The organism is Streptomyces sp. YIM S03343, assembly GCF_054729195.1.
Genome location: NZ_JBPUKX010000001.1, coordinates 3,073,862 through 3,091,683, shown reverse-complemented (window position 1 = coordinate 3,091,683; position 17,822 = coordinate 3,073,862). Strand labels below are relative to the sequence as shown.

17 protein-coding genes and 1 pseudogene are annotated in these 17,822 nt (G+C 65.3%); 6 read left to right on the top strand and 12 right to left on the bottom strand.

What is annotated here, in order from left to right; genetic code table 11:
- Positions 1-7: 7 nt before the first annotated feature.
- Positions 8-1,144: a M56 family metallopeptidase gene (locus ACSYGN_RS13025; RefSeq protein WP_460395090.1), complete on the top strand. Its 1,137-nt coding sequence runs from the start codon at positions 8-10 to the stop codon at positions 1,142-1,144.
- Here ACSYGN_RS13025 and ACSYGN_RS13020 read toward each other — a convergent pair.
- From ACSYGN_RS13020 to ACSYGN_RS13005, 4 genes are all read right to left on the bottom strand, one after another.
- Positions 1,104-2,858, bottom strand: a complete 1,755-nt coding sequence (locus tag ACSYGN_RS13020; protein ID WP_460395088.1) for a hypothetical protein — start codon at positions 2,856-2,858, stop codon at positions 1,104-1,106. The two genes, ACSYGN_RS13025 and ACSYGN_RS13020, sit on opposite strands and share 41 nt — an antisense overlap.
- 217 nt (positions 2,859-3,075) lie before the next feature.
- The gene (locus ACSYGN_RS13015) at positions 3,076-3,504 is read right to left on the bottom strand and encodes a PIN domain-containing protein (protein WP_460395086.1); all 429 of its coding nucleotides are present in this window, start codon (positions 3,502-3,504) and stop codon (positions 3,076-3,078) included.
- On the bottom strand, positions 3,501-3,758 hold the full coding sequence (locus tag ACSYGN_RS13010) for a type II toxin-antitoxin system Phd/YefM family antitoxin (RefSeq protein ID WP_460395084.1): 258 nt from the start codon (positions 3,756-3,758) through the stop codon (positions 3,501-3,503). Before ACSYGN_RS13010 ends, ACSYGN_RS13015 begins: the two co-directional genes overlap by 4 nt.
- 39 nt (positions 3,759-3,797) lie before the next feature.
- The gene (locus ACSYGN_RS13005) at positions 3,798-4,316 is read right to left on the bottom strand and encodes an ATP-binding protein (RefSeq protein WP_460395082.1); all 519 of its coding nucleotides are present in this window, start codon (positions 4,314-4,316) and stop codon (positions 3,798-3,800) included.
- 142 nt (positions 4,317-4,458) lie between these two features.
- Here ACSYGN_RS13005 and ACSYGN_RS13000 point away from each other — a divergent pair, with 142 nt between their 5' ends.
- Positions 4,459-5,355 (top strand): helix-turn-helix domain-containing protein, encoded by an 897-nt coding sequence (locus ACSYGN_RS13000; RefSeq protein ID WP_460395080.1) that lies wholly within the window; start codon positions 4,459-4,461, stop codon positions 5,353-5,355.
- Positions 5,352-5,546, top strand: coding sequence for a DUF397 domain-containing protein (locus tag ACSYGN_RS12995; protein ID WP_460395078.1), 195 nt, complete (start codon positions 5,352-5,354; stop codon positions 5,544-5,546). Before ACSYGN_RS13000 ends, ACSYGN_RS12995 begins: the two co-directional genes overlap by 4 nt.
- A 211-nt stretch (positions 5,547-5,757) precedes the next feature.
- On the opposite strand, the gene ACSYGN_RS12990 is transcribed toward ACSYGN_RS12995, so the two are convergent.
- Positions 5,758-6,024 carry a hypothetical protein gene (locus tag ACSYGN_RS12990; RefSeq protein ID WP_460395076.1) on the bottom strand — a complete coding sequence of 89 codons (267 nt, stop codon included), beginning with the start codon at positions 6,022-6,024 and terminating at the stop codon, positions 5,758-5,760.
- 397 nt (positions 6,025-6,421) lie between these two features.
- On the opposite strand from ACSYGN_RS12990, the gene ACSYGN_RS12985 reads away from it, so the two are divergent.
- The 3 genes from ACSYGN_RS12985 to ACSYGN_RS12975 all read left to right on the top strand — a co-directional run bounded on the left by ACSYGN_RS12985 (position 6,422) and on the right by ACSYGN_RS12975 (position 9,763).
- Positions 6,422-7,864: a DNA phosphorothioation-associated putative methyltransferase gene (locus ACSYGN_RS12985; protein ID WP_460395074.1), complete on the top strand. Its 1,443-nt coding sequence runs from the start codon at positions 6,422-6,424 to the stop codon at positions 7,862-7,864.
- 59 nt (positions 7,865-7,923) lie between these two features.
- On the top strand, positions 7,924-8,775 hold the full coding sequence (locus tag ACSYGN_RS12980; protein ID WP_460395073.1) for a hypothetical protein: 852 nt from the start codon (positions 7,924-7,926) through the stop codon (positions 8,773-8,775).
- Between the two features lie 556 nt (positions 8,776-9,331).
- On the top strand, positions 9,332-9,763 hold the full coding sequence (locus tag ACSYGN_RS12975) for an HIT family protein (protein ID WP_460403416.1): 432 nt from the start codon (positions 9,332-9,334) through the stop codon (positions 9,761-9,763).
- 13 nt (positions 9,764-9,776) lie between these two features.
- Here ACSYGN_RS12975 and ACSYGN_RS12970 read toward each other — a convergent pair whose 3' ends face one another.
- From ACSYGN_RS12970 to ACSYGN_RS12940, 7 genes and pseudogenes are all read right to left on the bottom strand, one after another.
- On the bottom strand, positions 9,777-10,400 hold the full coding sequence (locus tag ACSYGN_RS12970; protein ID WP_460395072.1) for a class I SAM-dependent methyltransferase: 624 nt from the start codon (positions 10,398-10,400) through the stop codon (positions 9,777-9,779).
- Positions 10,401-11,423: 1,023 nt separating this feature from the next.
- Positions 11,424-11,568: pseudogene (locus tag ACSYGN_RS12965) on the bottom strand (transposase); the annotation flags it as partial.
- 333 nt (positions 11,569-11,901) lie between these two features.
- On the bottom strand, positions 11,902-12,099 hold the full coding sequence (locus ACSYGN_RS12960; protein WP_460395069.1) for a hypothetical protein: 198 nt from the start codon (positions 12,097-12,099) through the stop codon (positions 11,902-11,904).
- A gap of 680 nt (positions 12,100-12,779) precedes the next feature.
- Positions 12,780-12,995 (bottom strand): hypothetical protein, encoded by a 216-nt coding sequence (locus tag ACSYGN_RS12955; protein WP_460395067.1) that lies wholly within the window; start codon positions 12,993-12,995, stop codon positions 12,780-12,782.
- Between the two features lie 73 nt (positions 12,996-13,068).
- On the bottom strand, positions 13,069-13,965 hold the full coding sequence (locus ACSYGN_RS12950) for a phospholipase D family protein (RefSeq protein ID WP_460395065.1): 897 nt from the start codon (positions 13,963-13,965) through the stop codon (positions 13,069-13,071).
- Positions 13,962-15,854, bottom strand: a complete 1,893-nt coding sequence (locus tag ACSYGN_RS12945; RefSeq protein ID WP_460395063.1) for an ATP-binding protein — start codon at positions 15,852-15,854, stop codon at positions 13,962-13,964. The genes ACSYGN_RS12950 and ACSYGN_RS12945 overlap by 4 nt, the downstream gene beginning before the upstream one ends.
- The gene (locus tag ACSYGN_RS12940) at positions 15,851-17,455 is read right to left on the bottom strand and encodes a DEAD/DEAH box helicase (RefSeq protein ID WP_460395061.1); all 1,605 of its coding nucleotides are present in this window, start codon (positions 17,453-17,455) and stop codon (positions 15,851-15,853) included. The genes ACSYGN_RS12945 and ACSYGN_RS12940 overlap by 4 nt, the downstream gene beginning before the upstream one ends.
- Between the last annotated feature and the right edge of the window lie 367 nt (positions 17,456-17,822).

Here is a 17,822-nt window from a genome sequence, read left to right as displayed (position 1 = left end):
TGAACCGGTGAGAATAAGCGTCTACATCCCGCTCCTGGTCACGGTTGTCCTCGCGGTGATCACCCCGCGGGCAGCCCGTCGACCGGCACCGCGGCCGGCGGCCTGCTTCCTCGCGTGCGCGGCACTCGTCACGGCGACCGGCTGGCTCGGCTCACTGGCCCTGCTGGCGTTCACCGGGTTCGCGCAGATCCCGGAGGTCGCGCAGGAGGGTCACTGGTCGCTGCCCCTGCTCCGCAGCCAGGACCCGGTCTCCTTGACCGTCGCAACCGCCAGCGCCCTGACCCTGGCGGCGGGGCTCGCGGGCCTGGGCGTGGCGGCCGTACGGCAGCTACGACACCTCGTACGGGCCCGCCGGGAATGCGGCCGCATGCCCGGGGACACCGAACTGGCCGTGCTGGACGACACGACACCGCAGGCGTTCGCGCTGCCCGGCGCCCCCGGCAGGATCGTGGTGTCCCGGGGAATGCTGTGCTGCCTGGGCAACGCCGAACGCGAGGCCCTCCTGGCGCACGAACGGGCCCATCTCCGTTGCCGCCACCACCTCTTCCAGACGGTGTGGCGACTGGCGGCGGCAGCCAACCCGCTGCTACGACCCCTCGCCGAGGCGGGCGGATTCGTACTGGAGCGATGGGCCGACGAGGAGGCCGCGGCCCGCGTCGGCAGCCGTACGGTCGTAGCACGCGCCGTAGGCCGCGCGGCGCTCGCCGCCTCCGCCGCCGCAGCAGCACGCCCCGCCGCCCTGGGCGCGACCGGCGGCCCGGTACCGCAGCGGGTACAGGCCCTGCTGGCCCCACCACCCCCGCGCCGCACCCTGCCCTTCGTGGCGGGCGCCCTGCTGCTCACCCTGTGCTGCGCCGGACTGGCCAACGCGGCGTCGGACAGCGAGAACCTTTTCGACGCGGCGGAGCGGGCGCAGTGCGCGGCGGAGGCCGATGCCTACGCGCATGCTGCTGCCCTCGACGCGCAGCCCGATGCCGACGCGCCAGCCGATACCGATGCCGATGTCGACGCCTGCTGTGGCCACCGCGGAGACGGCGAAGGGCATGAAGGCGAAGGCGCCTGGGACACCGGCGCCGGCCCCCGTCCCCCGGGCGCTCCGGATATCAGCCCGGGGACCCCGTGGTCACGATACGGGCGGTGCTGATCGTCATAGGCGTGCCGGTGACGGCGATGAGATACATGCGCTGATGCGCGCCCGGCAGCGCGCGACGACCACTGGCGGGCCGTACGACGTACGTGGCCTTGCTGTGCGGGCGGAGAGTGGTCGGCCCCGAGACGATGGTCCACCAGTTGGAGGCGCCCTGGCCGATACGGCTGGCGAAGTGCGGGGTGAGCGCGGTGCCGGTGGTGTTGACCGCGCGCACCGTCACGCCGGTGATGGCCCGGTGGGGCCGGTCGCTGATGTGAGGGGTGAGCGTCATGTGCAGCGGAGGCGAGCTGGTGGCGGCGACCGTGGCGCACACCAGGGCAGGGATGACAAGGGCCGTGGCGACGCCGACCTTGGCACGGCGGCCGGTGAGGTGCGGGATACGGGGCTGCCAGGCGGAGGCCAGCGAGGCGGCGGGGACGGTCGCCGCGGCGGCCAGCCACAGCGGGGTCATCATCAGGAAGTAGCCGTCCTGGGAACGGGTGGCCAGATAGAAGGGCAGCCACGGCAGGACGATCAGGGCGGTCCCCAGCCGCCGGGCGAACAGCAGCGTCGCAACGAGCAGGCCGGCGAGGAGCAGCATGCTGGCGTAGGAGTAGAAGTCGAGGCGGCTGCTGCCATCGGTGAAGTAGTAGGAGATACCCATCAGCCCCTGCCCATGCAGGATCGCCTTCTGGGTGATCGGCAGCAGCATGCCTTCCACCCAGGTGGTGAACCCCTCGGCGGCGAAGTAGGCGTTGATGCTGGCCCACGTCAGGAGCGCGATCCCGGTGAACCGGGCGAGAACGGCGGCGGCGCCGCGGCCCCCGAGTTCGCCGCGCCGTACCGCATACAAACCGATCAGCAGGAACGGCGTGAAGAACCAGGCAAGCTGCTGGGCGGCACAGGCGGCCCCCAGACACACCGCCCGAACCACCCCACCGCGCCCAAGACGCCCGCCCGCACCGGTGACGGGCCATCGAACGGCCACGGGGATGAGGAGGGCGAGGGCGAGGATGGCCGGGTATCCGGAGCGGGCGTAGCCCGGCAGGAAGCCGAACCCGAGACACACGGCGGTGGCCGCAGACCGCCAGGGCACCGGGACCAGCAGCCACAGCACAACGGCGCTGGTGACCAGCGCCCCGGTGGTGACCAGGGTCGCGGCGGCCGTGGAGTGCACGAAGGCATGCACCGGCGCGGCGATCAGGGCGGTCAGCGGCGGATACCCGTAGGTGAGATCAGCCCCGCCGGACATCGTCTTGGTCACGCCGGATTTCGCGGTGCCGAACAGCCAGGGCCAGGGCTGCCCGTAGACCGGCCGGCCGTGCAGGATCTCGTTGGCGGCCTGAGCGGTGAGCACGCCCTCGTCGGTACCGGCGTGATCCAGAAAGTAATGGCACCCCACCAGGACCACCGCGAGGACGAGCACCGCGAGATCCACACGCATCAGAGCCCGCCGCCCCCGCACCAAGAGCGCCAGCACCCCGCACACGAGAATCCCGCCGTAGACGACGGAGATGACCCCGGCGACGGGCGGTTGGGAGAGCATCGCCTTGGTCCAGGCGGAACGGGTCCCGATGAACAGACTGATCGTCGCGATCAGCGTCATCCCCCGATGCCACTGCTGAGGAGCCACGGCACCAACGGCACCCCGGGGCTGATCGGAGACGTCCGGGGCGTCCGGGGCCGCATCTCGCCGCCGCCCTAGCACATCGACAATACGGGCGTTCATGTCCACCTTCTCCACCCTTGTGTACTAGAGCATGTAGAGGTGGGAGGCGGATGTGCGGTTCATCCGAAAGAGGTGAGAGTGCCATGAGAAAGGGGCTTGGCACCTTGAGTCGCCGCCTTGGCGAAGGAGTGGGCCCACTCGCGCGCGGTCTCGCTCGAACGGGGTAGGCGGCTGCCTGGCGCCCGCGCGCTGTCTGCCGCGCTGCGAGGGGCGATGGTCACTGGTCGTCAGGCCAGACACGGAAGGCGGTGTGACCGGTCAGCGGGCGCACTGCGCGGAAGTGGCGACGGTCCAAGGTCAGAATGGCGTCCGTGCGGTACTCGGCCGCCATGACGACGTTCATGGTGTCGGTGAGACCGATCTGCGGATAGCGGCGCATCGTAACCAGCGCGGTCGACAGATGCGGCTCGATCTCGGGCACCGCGTACCGTCGCACGGCGACGCGGTCCCGGATGTGGGCCAGCGCGGCGTGTGCGGCATCGGGGCAGATCCTCGTGGTGAGCAGGTAGTCCAGTTCTGCCAGCACCAGGGGCGTCACCACCAGGTGAGCGGCGGACGCCACCGCCGCTCGGCACTCCTTGTGCTCCGAGTCGGTTGCGTTGTAGTAAGCGAACAGCCCCGACGTGTCGGCGATCAGTACGGTCACGCGCCGAACCCCTCCAGGTAGCCGCCGCGCCCTGCCGTCCAGTCCACGGGCGACCCGCTGTGGAACACCGGAGCCTCGTCGTCCTCACCCATTGGGTCAGTCGGATACGCGGAAACGGCGATGTCCGCCTGGCTCACGGGAGAGAGTATGGCGACCGGCCGTCCGTTCTTGGTCACCGTGATGGACTCGCCATGCTCTGCGGCAGCGAGGATCTTCGAAGCGTTCTGATTGAACTCGCGGGCGGTCGTCTCCATGTAGTACATGGTAGTACACGCCCGCCCGGGCACGCATCCTCAGCAAGCGGAAGGACCAGAAGGTTGGGGGATCGGACCCGAGGCGCCACCGCCGCCGAGGTCGACCTCGGCCCAGACGGTCTTGCCGGACGGGGGACGCGGCACGGTGCCCCAACGCGTAGCGAGCGACTGGACGATGAGAAGACCGCGGCCGTGCTCGTCGTCGCAGGGCCGGCCGTGCGGTTCGGCGCTCGGAACCCGCTCACCGCGGCTGTCGGCAACCTCGATGCGCAGCGTGGCGGACGCGGGGTCGGCAGCTTCGCTCAAGGCGAGAGCGAGGAGAAAGTCCCGGCCGGGCAGACGCCCATGTGTCACGGCATTGGTGGCGAGTTCGGCAACGACGAGTGCGACGGTCGCCACGGCTTCCCCGTCCCGATCCCAGCCCCAGTCGATGAGTTGCTGCACGGTGAGCAGCCGAGCGAGGCGGGCCCCGCGCTCGGTGGAACTGAGCTGCTGACTGAAGTGCAGGGAGACCGGGACCGATTGGTGCTCACGAACGGCTGACGTTTTCAACTTCATGTGACAGAGCGTGGCCGGACGTGCCTACGCTGACCAGGCATGCGATCGGTACGGAGCGTGCGCGTACCGGCACGGAAGGTTGCGCGTCTGGTGCGTCGGGCGTAACCGGACGCACCTACGACTGACTGGGGACGGTGATTCCATGGCGAACATGGCCACGGGCACGGGCGTGAGCAGCAACAAGGACGGCGAACGGCGCCCCGAGCCTCCGGAAGACGCGGATGACGTGATCGCCCTGAACAGGGCCATCGGCAAACAGATCAAGCTGCTGCGAGAGCGCTTGGGCTGGACCCAGAAGGAATTGGCAGACCGCCTCGGCTACAGCGAGGACCTGATCTCCTCCGTGGAGCGAGGGCGGAGGACGGCTCAGCCGGAGTTCCTGGACGCGGCAGACGAACTTCTGGGTGCGGGCGGCCTGCTGAAGGCGTTGAAGGAGGACGTGGAAAAGGCGAAGGCCAAGGCCCGAGTACGGCACCCGGCATGGTTCAGGGACTACGCGCGGCTGGAGGCGGAGGCCGTGGAATTGAACTTCTACAACAGCCAGGACATCCCCGGCTTGTTCCAGACGGAACCGCGAGTACGGGCCTTGTACGAGATGCGGAAGCCGCTGCTGGACGAAGAGACGATCGAGCGGCGGGTGGCCTCTCGACTCGACCGGCAGAAGATCCTGACTCGCTGGCCTGCGCCCATGGTGACCGCGGTGGTGGAGGAAGCCACGCTCAGGAGGCCTCTCGGCGGCTGGGAGGTGCACAAGGAGCAACTGGAGCAGTTGCTCAGGATCGGTGGGCTGCGGGGCGTCGAGCTCCAGGTGATGCCGCTGGACAGGAGCGAGCACGCAGGTATGGGCGGGTCGTTCACCATGCTGACCCCCAAGGGGAAGCCGCAGGTTGGCTACACGGAAATCCAGAATCACTCACGACTGGCGACGGATGCCGAGGAGGTCCGTATCCTGGCCGCACGGTACAGCACCATCAGGGCCCAGGCGCTCACACCACGTGAGTCCCTGGAACTGATCGAGAGGATGCAGACGGAACGATGACCACCGAGGATTCCGCACGTCTCACCTGGTTCAAGAGCAGCCACAGCGGCAACGAGGGCGGCGAGTGCCTGGAGCTAGCCACAACACCCAACACGGTCCACGTGCGGGACTCCAAGGAACCGAACCGAGTCCAGCTCGCCTTCTCGCGGAGGAGCTGGGCGGCGTTCGTGGGCGTCACACGGCGCCCCTGACGATCGAATTGGGGCCACGGCTTTGCAGCTCGTGGCCCTCTGCTTATACTTGCTATCTCAGCGGTGATCACTTCCAGATTTCGTTGAGGACGAGGGCAGCTCGGGCGGTGTCCCCGATACCAGCCGAGGCAGAGCTGATGTGTTGCAGGGTGCGCCAGTGTCTGCTTGAGCTCGGCGACAGCTCGCTCGCCGAGGGCACGGGTGCCTCTGATCAGGTTGTTCGTGGTAAGTGGTTTCCGCCGAACGCCTTGTGTTTCTGGCTCAACCATAGGTTGTTGCCGTTCTCGTGGATGTCGGCGAACCGGTTGGACTCGATCAACGTGCCGTCAACGATGACGTGGGTCATGCCCTCGCGTCGGCAGCGGTCCAGGACCTCGTGCAGATCCGGGGCCTGATCGGCGAGGACATCGATGCCTTCGTGCAGGTAGCCGTATCCGGCGGCCTGGAAGACGCGCGCGTTGCGGGTCAGGCAGTGCACGCAGCGCACTCACGGAACCAGCGCAGGACCAACACGGCCAGGCGGAAGCGGAAGGGGCCGAGTGCACGGCTGCTGCCCGGAGCGTCGATCTGCCGTCGGCGCGCGGCCAGCAGGCGCGCCAGGTGATCCACGACGTGGAGCGGGACATCGAGCGTGGCACCATAGGTGACCAACGTGAAGCCTCTGGTGGTTCGGACATGATCTTGTGGTGAGACCTGTCCTACCAGGGGCTTCACGTCTCTCCGCAACCGGGCACAGCCCGTTAGAACTGGTTGCACATGGGTGGTTCACATCGCTTCGCGAAGATCATCTCACTGAGAAAACGTCACTGGATCGGGAGTCACGTAAGGTTCGATGCTGTCGCATGCTGGCCTGTCCGTGGAATCAGGGGACGCCGATGACACAGCAGCTTTGGAGCAGCCAGAGGCATCGGACCGCCATTGGTCGTGTCGGCCTCTCGCTACCGGCCCGTCGTGCAGTAGGCGACCTCCAATTGGAACCAGACGCGGGAGTACTGGACTACGGGTGCGGTCGTGGCGGCGATGTACGGGCTCTGCAGCACCTCGGCCTTGATGCCGCGGGGTGGGACCCGGTGCATTTCCCGGATGGGCGGCGTGAGCCTGCCGAGGTGGTCCTTCTTACCTATGTCCTGAACGTCATTGAGAACCCCGCCGAACGACGAGAGACGCTCCTCCGCGCCTGGGACCTCACTAAATCCGTGCTCGTGGTGTCCGCACGGTTGAGGTGGGAGCGCAACCAGATCAAAGGCAAGGAGTACGGCGACGGCATCCTCACTCAGCGCCGCACCTTCCAGCACCTCTACGCCGCTGGCGAGCTTCGGGACTACGTTGAGGAAGCCGCTGGTGTCCGCTGCGTGTCGTCGGCGCCGGGCATTGTCTATGCCTTCAAGGACGACGCGGCCCGCCTCAGCTACCTCGCCCGCCAGGTCGCCCCTGACGGGGGCTGGCTCGCGTCCGAGGACACCGCCTCGGCGATCACTTCGGTCGTGGATCATCTCGAACAGCGGGGCCGGATGCCTCAGGTTGAGGAAATGCCGCAGCCTATCATCAGCCTCCTCGGCCACCTGCGCCCCACTGAACTGAAGCGCCTTGCCGAGCAGGAAGCCGACCCTGTGAAGGTGGAACGGAGCGCCGAACGCGGAGCCCTCGACACGCTGCTCTTCCTCGCCCTGGAGTTGTTCCACGGCCGGGGCCCCGTGAGCAGTCTGCCCCTGCCTGTGCAGGTGGACATCCGTGCGTTCTTCCCCTCATACACCGAGGCGTGCCGGCGTGCCGATCGCTTGCTGTTCAAACTGCGCGACGACGCATACGTCCGCCGCGCGATGAACGGATCGATTGCCGGCAAGTTCACCGCAACCGCCCTGTACGTGCACCGTCGGGCACTTCACCGGATCCCGGCCGTGTTGCGTCTGTACGAGCAGTGCGCGAGCATCGCTGCCGGCCGTCCCGGCGAGTGGTCCGTCGTCAAGCTCCGCCACCAGGGCCGCGGTGTCAGCTGGCTCGACTACCCCGAGTTCGACACGGATCCTCACCCGCGTCTCGCGGCGTCGTACGCCGTCGACCTGAAGACCCTCAAGTCCTCCTTCACCTCGTACGCGGACTCCGCCAACCGTCCACTGCTGCACCGTAAGCACGAGTTCCTTGCCGAGGATGATCCTGACGCGCCCAAGTACCGGAGGCTCACGGACGCCGAGGTGCGTGCTGGCCTTTACGAGAGTCCGCACCTGATCGGCACGGAAGAGGGCTGGGAACGCGAACTCGTACGCTGCGAGCGGGAGCTGCGAGGCCACCGGCTTGTACGGCGCGCCACCAGCACCTGAGCGTCGCACCGGCTCTTGGTACCGGGGCGATTGTCAGTGCCATGTGTCATGCTCCGTCCATGACCACTACCCGTATGGAGGGCTCCTGCCTGCCCTCATACCGCACGCTGTCAACACTCGCGCTGTCCGAGCCTGAGGACCATGTCCGTGAACTCACCGACTGGGTGGAGCATGCCTCCGCCGTCTCCGGAGTCCCCGGGACGCAGAACAGCTGGGACACGGCCTACAAGTGGCTGCGCCTCGCGCAGGGCCTGCGCACGGTGACGTTCGACATGTCGTATGACGACGGCGGCATGTGCTCGGCGGGCCTCGACTTCGATGCCGTCTGGACCGAGATGATGGAGGAGTGGCAGCAGCACCAGGTCCGTCTCGGCTACCTGCGCGCGGCACTCGAAGGATTCGTCCGGCTGCTGTATCCGGACACCGGAGAGCCTGGGCTGGCCGTCGAAGCCGCTGAGGAGAAGCTGCACCACCACGTCGGTGCATGGCCTATCCACGCGCATGCGGTCGCTGACCATCTGCGGACGTATGCGCCGGGCGGTGTGTCGGGCGCCGGCACGTCGGTGGCGGCAGCGGTGACTCAGGCGATTGCCTTGCACGAGATGGCCGTCCGGGGCTATGCGTCCGTCCCCGAGCCGGGCAGCGACGCGGACGGGAAGGTCTTTCCCACGGGGCACGCCGAGGTCTGCGCGGTCAAGGAAGCCTCCACAGTCCTGCTGCTGGGGATCCAGTTGCTGATGGCGGCAGGGGTGAAGGAGGATCGCGTTGCTGTCTTCGACGACAAGTACCTTCTCGACGGCATGTGGATTCCCGACTCCGCAGGCGGCAGCCGGTGGGTGGATGAAGAGATGCCCTACGGCGAGTACCTCGCCGTTCTCCACCTCCAGCCTGGCGAGCCGCCTGAGTTCTAATCCCGCCACCTGCGGTGGCCTGCTCGGCACGTACCAGTGGTTCAGTTGGAGTCACACGCTGCCTCGTCCTCGTCGAGGTCACTTTCCCCGGGGCTCTCATCAGGGATGGCCTGAGCGAGCGGGCTCCCGTACCTCGTGAGATCTCGGCATCCCACCTGAATGCGGGGTCAGTTGAGTTGGTGTTGTGGTCTCCAGGGGCGTAGGTCAAGATCGGCATGTGAGAGGCCGTATGGATGGCTGGCAGTGACCGGTGAGCCTTGCTGGGTGGGGCGCTCTACAACGCCGTTACATGCGGTCGCTCGCTTTCCTCACGCCGCGTACGGGTAGGGGCCGCACTCAGCCCCCGGTTGTGCTACTCCACAAGGGGTCAATCGACAGGTACTGGGGGAGTGGCTCCGGCGTTGAGGGGGGAGTATCTATATGGCTCAGTAGTTGTCTTTAGTGTCTGCGCCGTCTGCGACGCTGGCACTGACCTTACGGAAGGGTGCAGAGCGTGGCTCGTGTCGAAGGAGTACCTGCAAAGAGCCTCACCTGGAGGGCTCGACTTGACGAACTGATGTCCCGGGCTTCGAGATCGCAGCGTCGGGTAATGGCTGAGCCCGGGTGTCTATTCTGCATGCGCGAGGACGCGTCGCTCAATACAGTTCGTAGGGAGAACGACACCTGTTACGTGAGACTTGATAACTATCCAGCGGTGGACGGACACGTTGAAGTTGTGCCTAAGCGTCATGTCGTTTCCTTCTTTGAGCTAACACCTCGTGAAGTCCTGGATGCGTACGCTCTGCTAGTTGAGAGTCAAGCGGAACTAAACTCGACGCATCAGCCAGACGGCTACACGATTGGCGTTAATGAAGGCAGAGCAGCAGGGCGCACTATTGATCACCTGCATATCCATCTCGTTCCGCGACATGATGGGGATGTTGCCGATCCTCGTGGGGGTATCCGGCAGGTCCTCCCTGGGCCGAGCCCGGATGCATGGGCCGGATAAACAAATAGTCTCTTCAGACATGTCCCGTTGCGAGAAACCAGGCGCCTCGAGTAGAGGATTGATAGGATACGCAATTGAATCCAGCCTGGCGCATCATGCTGGAAAATGCGATGGGGTCAATATATGTAAACCAGCGAGATCCCGATACGGCACCCAGCCGTTCCCAGCCTTCCCCGGCGCCGTTCTTCATGCTCAGGGCGGCGACTCCTTCTGGACTCAGGACTTTCGCAATCTTCCGCAGTGAGGGTAGCAAGTCGGTTCGTGGAACGTGAAGAAGGCTGCCGCTAGCCCATACGCCGCTGAAGGTTTTCTCCCGAAATGGGAGTCGCCTAATGTCCATGCAGACGAAATCAATTTGGCTTTCTCTGGCTGCTGGGATCCGTTGGCGAGCTTCACGTAGCATTGCTTGACTGATATCCACGGCTACTACTTGTTTTCCGCGAGAGGCGAAGAAGTTTGCATCTCGACCTGCACCGCACCCTAGGTCCAGAATAGGATCCTCAGTCTTGAGGGATTCGGAGAATTTCAAAACATCCGCCTGAAGGCCGGGGAAATTTTCATAGGCCCAAGTGGCATCCGCGTACGTGTGTGCGCTATGTTCATACGATGTGCGTGTGATATCAGTAGTTGCGTCCATTATTGCCGCCTCGCGCTAGAGGTCTCGGAAGTCTGTAGCATCCAATGACTCAGCGAGCTCATTGAGTTTCCGAGGAAGATCCGCATTGTAAAGCTCCGGGTATCCGCTACCCGCGTCGGCGCTGACGCAGCCTATGAATTTCAATTGTGCATTCTGGATGGGGCTAGCGAAAAGTGCCGTCCTGTGGGAGAATTTGTTGAAATCATCATAGTTTTTGAAACCCATTACGCGGTCTGGGCTAATTTGAGACTGCTGTATGAAGTAATTTCTGTGCTTCAGTGGGGTCGCGTCCATGGAGCTTGGGGCGTTGTGCTTCCAGCACAACCCAATGATGCCGACTCCCTTGATTGGTCGGAAATCCCTAAGTGTAGTGGCTGCGCCGAGGCGGTAGCTTGCGATGCGCTCCAGTTCGCCAGCAAGTGGGTGCCGCAGGGACCTCCTCTTCCTCCAGACGTGGAGAGCCAAATCGGAAATGTTGAGCGGAGGGTGAACCTGGGTCATCCCCAATTCGATGACTTCGCCAAGTCGAGTCAGTAGTTGGCGCTGCAATTGGATCCTTCTCTGCACCGTCGATCGAGAGCGTAGAGCTGAAAATGGCTGTATGGCGCCAAATGTCCCGGCGACGGCGAGGGCGGTTGGAACAACCCATGATGCTGACGCCCAACCGCTCTTCCAATAACCCTCTGAAGGGTAGTTATTGGCGTTGGCTGCCAGAAAAACAGTGGCTGCTAGAGTGATTGCCTTATCTGTCAACTCGCTAAGCCTGGACCTCATTACGCCAGCGTAACTGGACTTAGCTTGCGCTTCCTTTTGGCTTGCTCCAAACGTGTGACCTTCCTCAGCGGCGACGAGGCTTATATACAGCGGAGCGTTGCGGGGCCCGAAGCCAAGGCTTCGAGCCCCGCCCGTCGTGGCCTGCTCGGCGGTCGTGTCTCAGGGTGTTGGGGAGTGCGGGGGCGCTTTCGTCGGGCTCGGAGGGGTAGATCTTGTCCATGCTGCCTTCAGGGAGGTAACTGCGGGGGAAGGCGATCCACTCGTCATGCGTCTCGAAGAGCACGGCGGTGACCAGTCGCAGGAGCGCGTCGTCGTTGGGGAAGACCTGGACGACGTCGATGCGGCGTTTGATCTCCCGGTTGAGCCGCTCCAGCGGATTGGTGGACTGGATTTTCTTCCAGTGCCGTTCCGGGATGGCAGCGAAAGCGGTGAGGTCGTCCTTGGCGGCCTCGGCGATGATGGGCTCGCAGTCGTCCCGGCGCAGCCCGAGGTCGAGGAGGGGGTATTCGATGACCTCGTGGGCTTCCCTCCGCTGGCGGTTGGCGCGATGGATTTCGTCGAGCGATATGCCGATGGCGACCGCCGCCGGGGCGTCCGCGGTGGCGCCATGCTCCCGAAGCCACCGCCCGAACACCTTGATCTTGAAGTCGGCGGTGCAGTTGCGGCGGCCCGGAGCGCCATTCGCCATGCGGACCGGGATGGGGATCGACCGGGGTGTCCGGCCGGTTCAGCCGCTGCATGAGTGTTTCCGTGGCCCCGTCGCGGCGGCGCCGCTTGAGCTCGTGGACGTCCAGTTTCCCCCACCTGCGGCGTACGGGATGGCGATCTCGCGCGCGTACGCGAGGGTCGCCGGATGCTCGCTCTCGTCGCCGACATTGGCGAACAGGAAGGAGCGGAAGTCGATCTCTCCGCGAGCGGCGAGCACGAGCGGGGCTGTGCTCTGTACACCGCCTCCGTAGGAGACGGCCTTGATCTGATGGTGGTTGGGCTCGCTGGAAGCGGAGCGAGGAATGAAGCCGGCGGGATCGGCGTGATGGGCTCCGGAGGTCTACGGCAAGATCGACATATGAGAGACAGTATGGATTGAGTGATCGAGAAGCAAGTGTTTCTCTCACTGCTGTTGGCGAACGCGAAGGTCAGTAATACCGCCGGCGTCCACAGGCCGCGGGCTACGGCTGGGGCTTGATGGTGACGGAGTATCCCTGGGCCAGGACGGACGCCAGGAACTCGGCCGCGGTGCCGTGTTCGGCGCTGGTGAAGATCTGTGAGGCAGGCGGTGGCTGTCGAGGAGGGCGAGCCGTCGGCGCGGTGAGTCTGCGACCACGAGGCTTCTGAGAAGCCTGCCGCCCTGCACGGAGCGCGGCAACTTCGGAAGCGACGATGGTTCGCTGCCGCTGTCGCCCGTCGTCCAGGATCGTCTCAAGGAGCCACAGCGGAGAGCCGGAGATGAGAAGGTCGGCGGCGGCGATCCGGTGCCGGTTGCGCCAGCGAGAGATTGCCTGTGCGTCCCGCCCGAGGACGCGCGCCCGCTACCTCCTGGATGCCGACTACGACTGGGAGTTGCCCCTTGTCCTCTGGGTCATAACCGAGAGGGATGCCAGCCTTTTAAGCGGCTAGCCGTTCCCGGTCGGCTGTGCGGTCGCCTTCGCCGCCGAGCCGCATGACCGTGCTCAGCAGCCAGTACGGTTTGCCCGAAGCGATCAGATCGGGTTCGTCGAGCGTGCCTTCTGTCCGCCACGGTTGTGACGTCTGCCGCTCCACCTGGAAGAGGAAGGCGATCTCGGCGTGCCCGAGGAGGAACAGGACGCGAACCTCTGCCATGAGACGGCCTTCCCCATCACCCTGTGCGCGTGTTCATCGGCGATGCGCTGGCGGCCATGCCGTGGCTGTGATCTTAGGCGTGCTCAATGCCCGGTCGCAGCTCCCACGAGCCCACTTCGGTGTAGTACCGGCCGAAGTGCTGGAGCCAGGCCGCGAGCGTCTCGGTCGTTCTGCGCGCCTGCTCCTCTGTATCTCCTGTCCGCTCGGCGATGGCCCGCTGGAGCTCGATGTTGCTGAGACGCTGTTCTGCGGTGAGTCGACCAAGTTCCGGGATCGCGTGCAGGCGGGCCTCGACCTCAGCGTTGAAGGCGTCTTCCGAGAGGCCGGCGGGAACATCGAGCATGGCCAGGTCCCGCACGATGCCGGCCTCGACCAGCGAGGTGAACCGCTGCCGCCCGCTGTAGAGGGCGTAGACGTTCGCCGGTCTCCTTGTCTCCGGGAACCAGTACGGCGCTGCTTCGTCCTCGGACGGCGGAGTGACTCGCTCGCTTCTCAGTAGTTCAGCCTGCTCCCGTACGAGGGCTGCCGTGTGGGGTGTGGCTATGGTGGAGTGGGCGTTGATCTGGCCGAGGACGCGCTGTACTTCGGGGTGGTCGATTGGCACCTCCAACAAGAGTTCCACGTTGGCGTTCGGTACGCGTCCAGTGGCTTTGCCGGTCAGGTTGGCGGAGCCGACCAGACAGCGGCCATCGGCACGGTAGAGCTTGGCGTGGAGGGACGGACACAAGGCAATGGAAATGCGTTCGTCGCTCAGGGCAGCTTCGATGATCTCCGGGTCGGAGACCCCGGCGGCTACCTCCGCCGGGGTCCAGCGCGTAACACACGTGATCTTCTGGACGGAGGAGGGCATCGCGGCGATGGTCTCCTCGAAGATCGCCTTCTTGATGAAGGGGGTGATGATGACCACCTCCTCGGCAGCGTCCTCCATCAGGTCCGCGATCTGCTGCCAGACATGGTCCGGCTGCGTCACTCCTCTTCGCTCCCGTCCTCGATGAAGTCACGGGCGTACCGGCCCCAGTCGCTCCGGGCATCAGCGATGACCCGGCGCGCCTTCTTGTTGGGGATCTCGTCCTCCATCCGTGCCCAGGAGAAGATGAGCAGCTTGAAGGTCTCGGTCGCACGGGCGAGCCGCTGGCGGAGCTCCGCTTCGTTCGCGTCTTCGGGCACGTCCTCAAGGACGGCCATCAGCTTGCTGTGCAGAGGGTGTTCCGTGTTGAAGGACACCTGGAGCATGCCAGCGAGCAGATCGATGTTGAAGAATGCTGACGAGTCCTGAGGGCTGGAGATCCAGCGGACGCGCCAGTCGTTCTCCATGGCCTCGTCGACCAGGGTCTGGGCGGTGTCCTCGTCGACGTGGTGTCGCTCGGTCAGCGCGGTCAGCTGCTCCTGGCGCTTGTCGGCTTCCGTCGCCTCCTCGGCGAGGAGGTCGGTCGTGCCGGTGTACCCGTCCTCCTGCCGGCGCTTAACGGCGTCCGTGGCCTTGGAGGTGACGTCCTGGTCGTACCGCTTCCTGCCCTTCCGGCCGCCCAGCGTCTGTTGCTTCAGTTTCTTGCGCATCTTGCCCAGGAGGCCCTTGAGGTACTGGGCGAGGTCGATCAGCGGCAGCCGGGGGTCGCCGAGTTCCCGCAGGCGGTCCTTGAACTGCTTGGGTGTCTCGTCGGGGTCCTGTTCAGCCGACCAATCGAAGTCGGCGAGTGACGAGAACACGACGGCGGTCTGCTTGTTGTTGGTGACGCCGAACACCTCGTCGAGCTCGGGCGGGAAGTCAACCTCGACGCCCCACCACCGCTCCACCGGGTCGTAACCGATCGCCCACGAGGTGTCGAGGTCGAGCTCGCGGCCCTTTCGGACCAGGGAGACGCCGATGTTCCGACGGGCGTGCTGTCCCCACTTCTGGGCGCCAGCGTCCCGGTTCGGGTTGGCCGTGTCGGGCCACGGATGGCCGGAGACATCGGAACGGCGGGCTTCAGGCCGGGCGATGGATGCGTGCACCGTTACGGTGTGCTGTGTGCCATCGACCGTGATGGGATAGCGGTAGACCCCGGGTTCCGCCTCGTTGCCCATGTGGAAGGGCTCGAACATGGGGGTGCTGGTGAACGGCGCGGGCGTTCCGGTGTTCGCCATGAGGTACAGAGGGTCATTGGGTTCGGCGTAGTAGGCGCCGTTGTCCCCTTCGGTGACCTTCTCGATGACCTTCCCATCGCGAACGGGCGCCATCTTGATGTCCACGGAGCCGTCGTGCAGGTAGTGCCGGTACACACGACCGATCAGCTCAGCGGTGTTGCGCAGGGTGGCCCCGGCGCTGTGCCACTTGACGCGGTCCAGGTTCGTCCAGACGACGAGGGTGCCGCTGGTGCCCAGGGGTACCTCACTGAGGTCGTCCCAGTACTCCGGAACACGGCGAGGTTCGGGGGCGGGAACCTCATCCTGCCCGTTGGTGATCTTGTCGAGGTCGAGGTAGGTGTAAAGAGCGTTCGCAGGGCTGTTCGTCCACGACCAGACCTCGACTTTGGTGCACTGGGACATGCTGGAGTTGGGCAGGCCCATGCCGAAGCGGCCGATTCGGCTGCGGTCGTCGCCGAGACCGTCTCCGTATTTCAGAGCGCGGCGCAGGAGTTCGCTGTCCATGCCCTTGCCGTTGTCGAGGACGGCGATCGTGTCCACCCGGTACCTGGTCTGGGCGGCACCCTCGATAGGGCTCTCGCAGGCGAAGACCTGTACCAGCGTGGCTTCCGCGTCGATGCTGTTGTCGATCAGCTCGGCGAGCGCGTAGGCGGTGTTCTTGTAGCCGCTGTCGCGCATGGCCTTGACGGTCAGCGAAGGGCTGACGATCCGGTAGTTGTTTCCTTCGCCGGTCACGCTGTCTCCCATACATCTTCCCAGTTGGTGAATGCTTCGGCGACGTCGCCGAACCCGGGGAGCTCCGGGTCGACGACGGTGACGATCTCGCACGTTTCGGTTCCGCCGGCCTTGGGGCCGCGGATGACCCGGCCTACCATCTGGCTGTACAGCACCAGGGACTTGGTCGGCCGGGCGATGACGGCGGCGCTGGCCGCGGGCGCGTCGAAGCCCGTGGTTAGGACTCCGAAGTTACAAAGGATCATCGGGCGCCGCGCCGCGCTCTTGAAACGACGGATGGCGTCGCTTCGGTGCCGCGGCGAGGACTCGCCGGTCACGAATACCGCGTCGAGGTCGGCCGCGGACAGCACGGAGGCGATGAGTCGGCAGTGCTGCACCGATGCCGCGAACACGAGGATGCGGCGGTGCTGCTTCTCAAGCAGCTCCATGATTGTCTGGACAACCATGAGGTTCCACTGCTCGTCCTTCGCGAGCTCGGCGATGATGCTGTCCGGAATCTCGAACGCTCGCGCCAGGCTCTGCTGATCCCGGGCCGACAGATGCATGCCGGCTTCTGCGGCCACGGTGCGCATGACCGGTTTGGCCAGGTAGCCCTGGTCGATAAGGGCTGTCACGGGATTTGTGTAGCCCTCGATCTCCAGCATGACCTTCTGGCGGGAGAAGAAGTCGGCGAGTTCCTCGTCCTTGGCGATGTCCGCCCACGTGCGGCCCGGGGTCGCGGTGAGGCCCAGGAGGCTGGAGTCGTGACGTACCGTCAGGTCATCCACTACGGCCTGGAACGTGGGGGCGATGATCTGATGTGCCTCGTCGAACACGGTCAGAGTGCTGCGGGCGGCCAAGGTATGCAGGAACTGTGGGTCGGATTTGGCGGTTGAGACGGCCTTCTCCAGCCCGAGGACGACCAGTCCGTCGGTTACGTCCGCGAGGTCCGGGGAAGCACTGCCCCACACACGGAGGACCGGCAGGGGACGGTCGCCGACCTTGCTCCAGGCGCGCTCGAACTCGGCCGCGGCCTGCTCCAGTAGTTCCTGCCCGTGAGCCAGCCACACCACCAGGGCGGGTCCGTGCTGCCGCAGGTGGTCGCAGATCATGCTCATGCCGGTCCGCGTCTTGCCAACGCCCGTCGGCAGATGGAGCACGGCCCGGCGGGGGCCGTCGTACAGCAGCTCCTTGACCCGGCGCGCCGCGCGGAGCTGATGGGGGAACAGGGCGTAGTCGGGTGCTGTCTCCCGCTTGAAGGAGGGTAGTTGAGGCTGTGCGCGTTCGACGGTGAAGCCGAAGAATTCCAGAAGCTCCCTGCGCTCGTCAGACGTCCACTTCAGCGTCTGCAGGTACTCCAGCGGCTGTCCGTCGTCCAGTGACCCGAGCCGTTGCGCCAGTTCCGCCTGCTTGGACCCAGGAACGAGGCCGAACAGTATGGCGCGCTCGTCCTCGTCCGCGACCAGGAGCTCGGCGTCGATCGCGATCGCAGCAACGGCTCGCAACCGCTCATCACCAGCCGTGCCTCCTTCGATGAGGTCGAGGAGGCCGCATAGCTCCTTGCCGAGGTGCTGGCGGATGTAGTCCGTGGGGGCGTTTGCCAGGACTGCCTCGAAGGGCATTCCTGGTGACCACGTCGTCACAGCCTCACCTGACCGATGAGGGCTGACGGCAAGCCGTGAGCCGCTCGCACAGGAACGACCGTCATCGTGAGGATCCTCCCCCAGCTCGACGCACACCAAGCAGCGCTTCAACGTGCAGATACTGCGACGTGCAGCGTGCGGACCACACTAACCGGGACCACTGGCAACAGGAGCACCATCAGATCAAAAGCCCAGCCAGAGACGGCAATTGGCGACACAGCTGCCCGACTTCCCGGCTGTGAAACGGATCTTTGAGCATGCAGCTCGCGAGCGCCGAATATAGAACATTCATTCGGTAAATGGCTTGCGACACCACGCGTTCGAGTGATTCAAAGAGTGGATCTAG

Excerpts from the sequence above, each read along its gene's own strand:
- ACSYGN_RS13010 (WP_460395084.1), bottom strand. The coding sequence starts at position 3,758 with ATGGAGACGACCGCCCGCGAGTTCAATCAGAACGCTTCGAAGATCCTC.
- ACSYGN_RS13020 (WP_460395088.1), bottom strand. The coding sequence starts at position 2,858 with ATGAACGCCCGTATTGTCGATGTGCTAGGGCGGCGGCGAGATGCGGCC.
- ACSYGN_RS12985 (WP_460395074.1), top strand. The coding sequence starts at position 6,422 with ATGACACAGCAGCTTTGGAGCAGCCAGAGGCATCGGACCGCCATTGGT.
- ACSYGN_RS12970 (WP_460395072.1), bottom strand. The coding sequence starts at position 10,400 with ATGGACGCAACTACTGATATCACACGCACATCGTATGAACATAGCGCA.
- ACSYGN_RS13000 (WP_460395080.1), top strand. The coding sequence starts at position 4,459 with ATGGCGAACATGGCCACGGGCACGGGCGTGAGCAGCAACAAGGACGGC.
- ACSYGN_RS12980 (WP_460395073.1), top strand. The coding sequence starts at position 7,924 with ATGACCACTACCCGTATGGAGGGCTCCTGCCTGCCCTCATACCGCACG.
- ACSYGN_RS12975 (WP_460403416.1), top strand. The coding sequence starts at position 9,332 with ATGTCCCGGGCTTCGAGATCGCAGCGTCGGGTAATGGCTGAGCCCGGG.
- ACSYGN_RS13005 (WP_460395082.1), bottom strand. The coding sequence starts at position 4,316 with ATGAAGTTGAAAACGTCAGCCGTTCGTGAGCACCAATCGGTCCCGGTC.
- ACSYGN_RS12995 (WP_460395078.1), top strand. The coding sequence starts at position 5,352 with ATGACCACCGAGGATTCCGCACGTCTCACCTGGTTCAAGAGCAGCCAC.
- ACSYGN_RS12940 (WP_460395061.1), bottom strand. The coding sequence starts at position 17,455 with ATGCCCTTCGAGGCAGTCCTGGCAAACGCCCCCACGGACTACATCCGC.
- ACSYGN_RS12955 (WP_460395067.1), bottom strand. The coding sequence starts at position 12,995 with ATGGCAGAGGTTCGCGTCCTGTTCCTCCTCGGGCACGCCGAGATCGCC.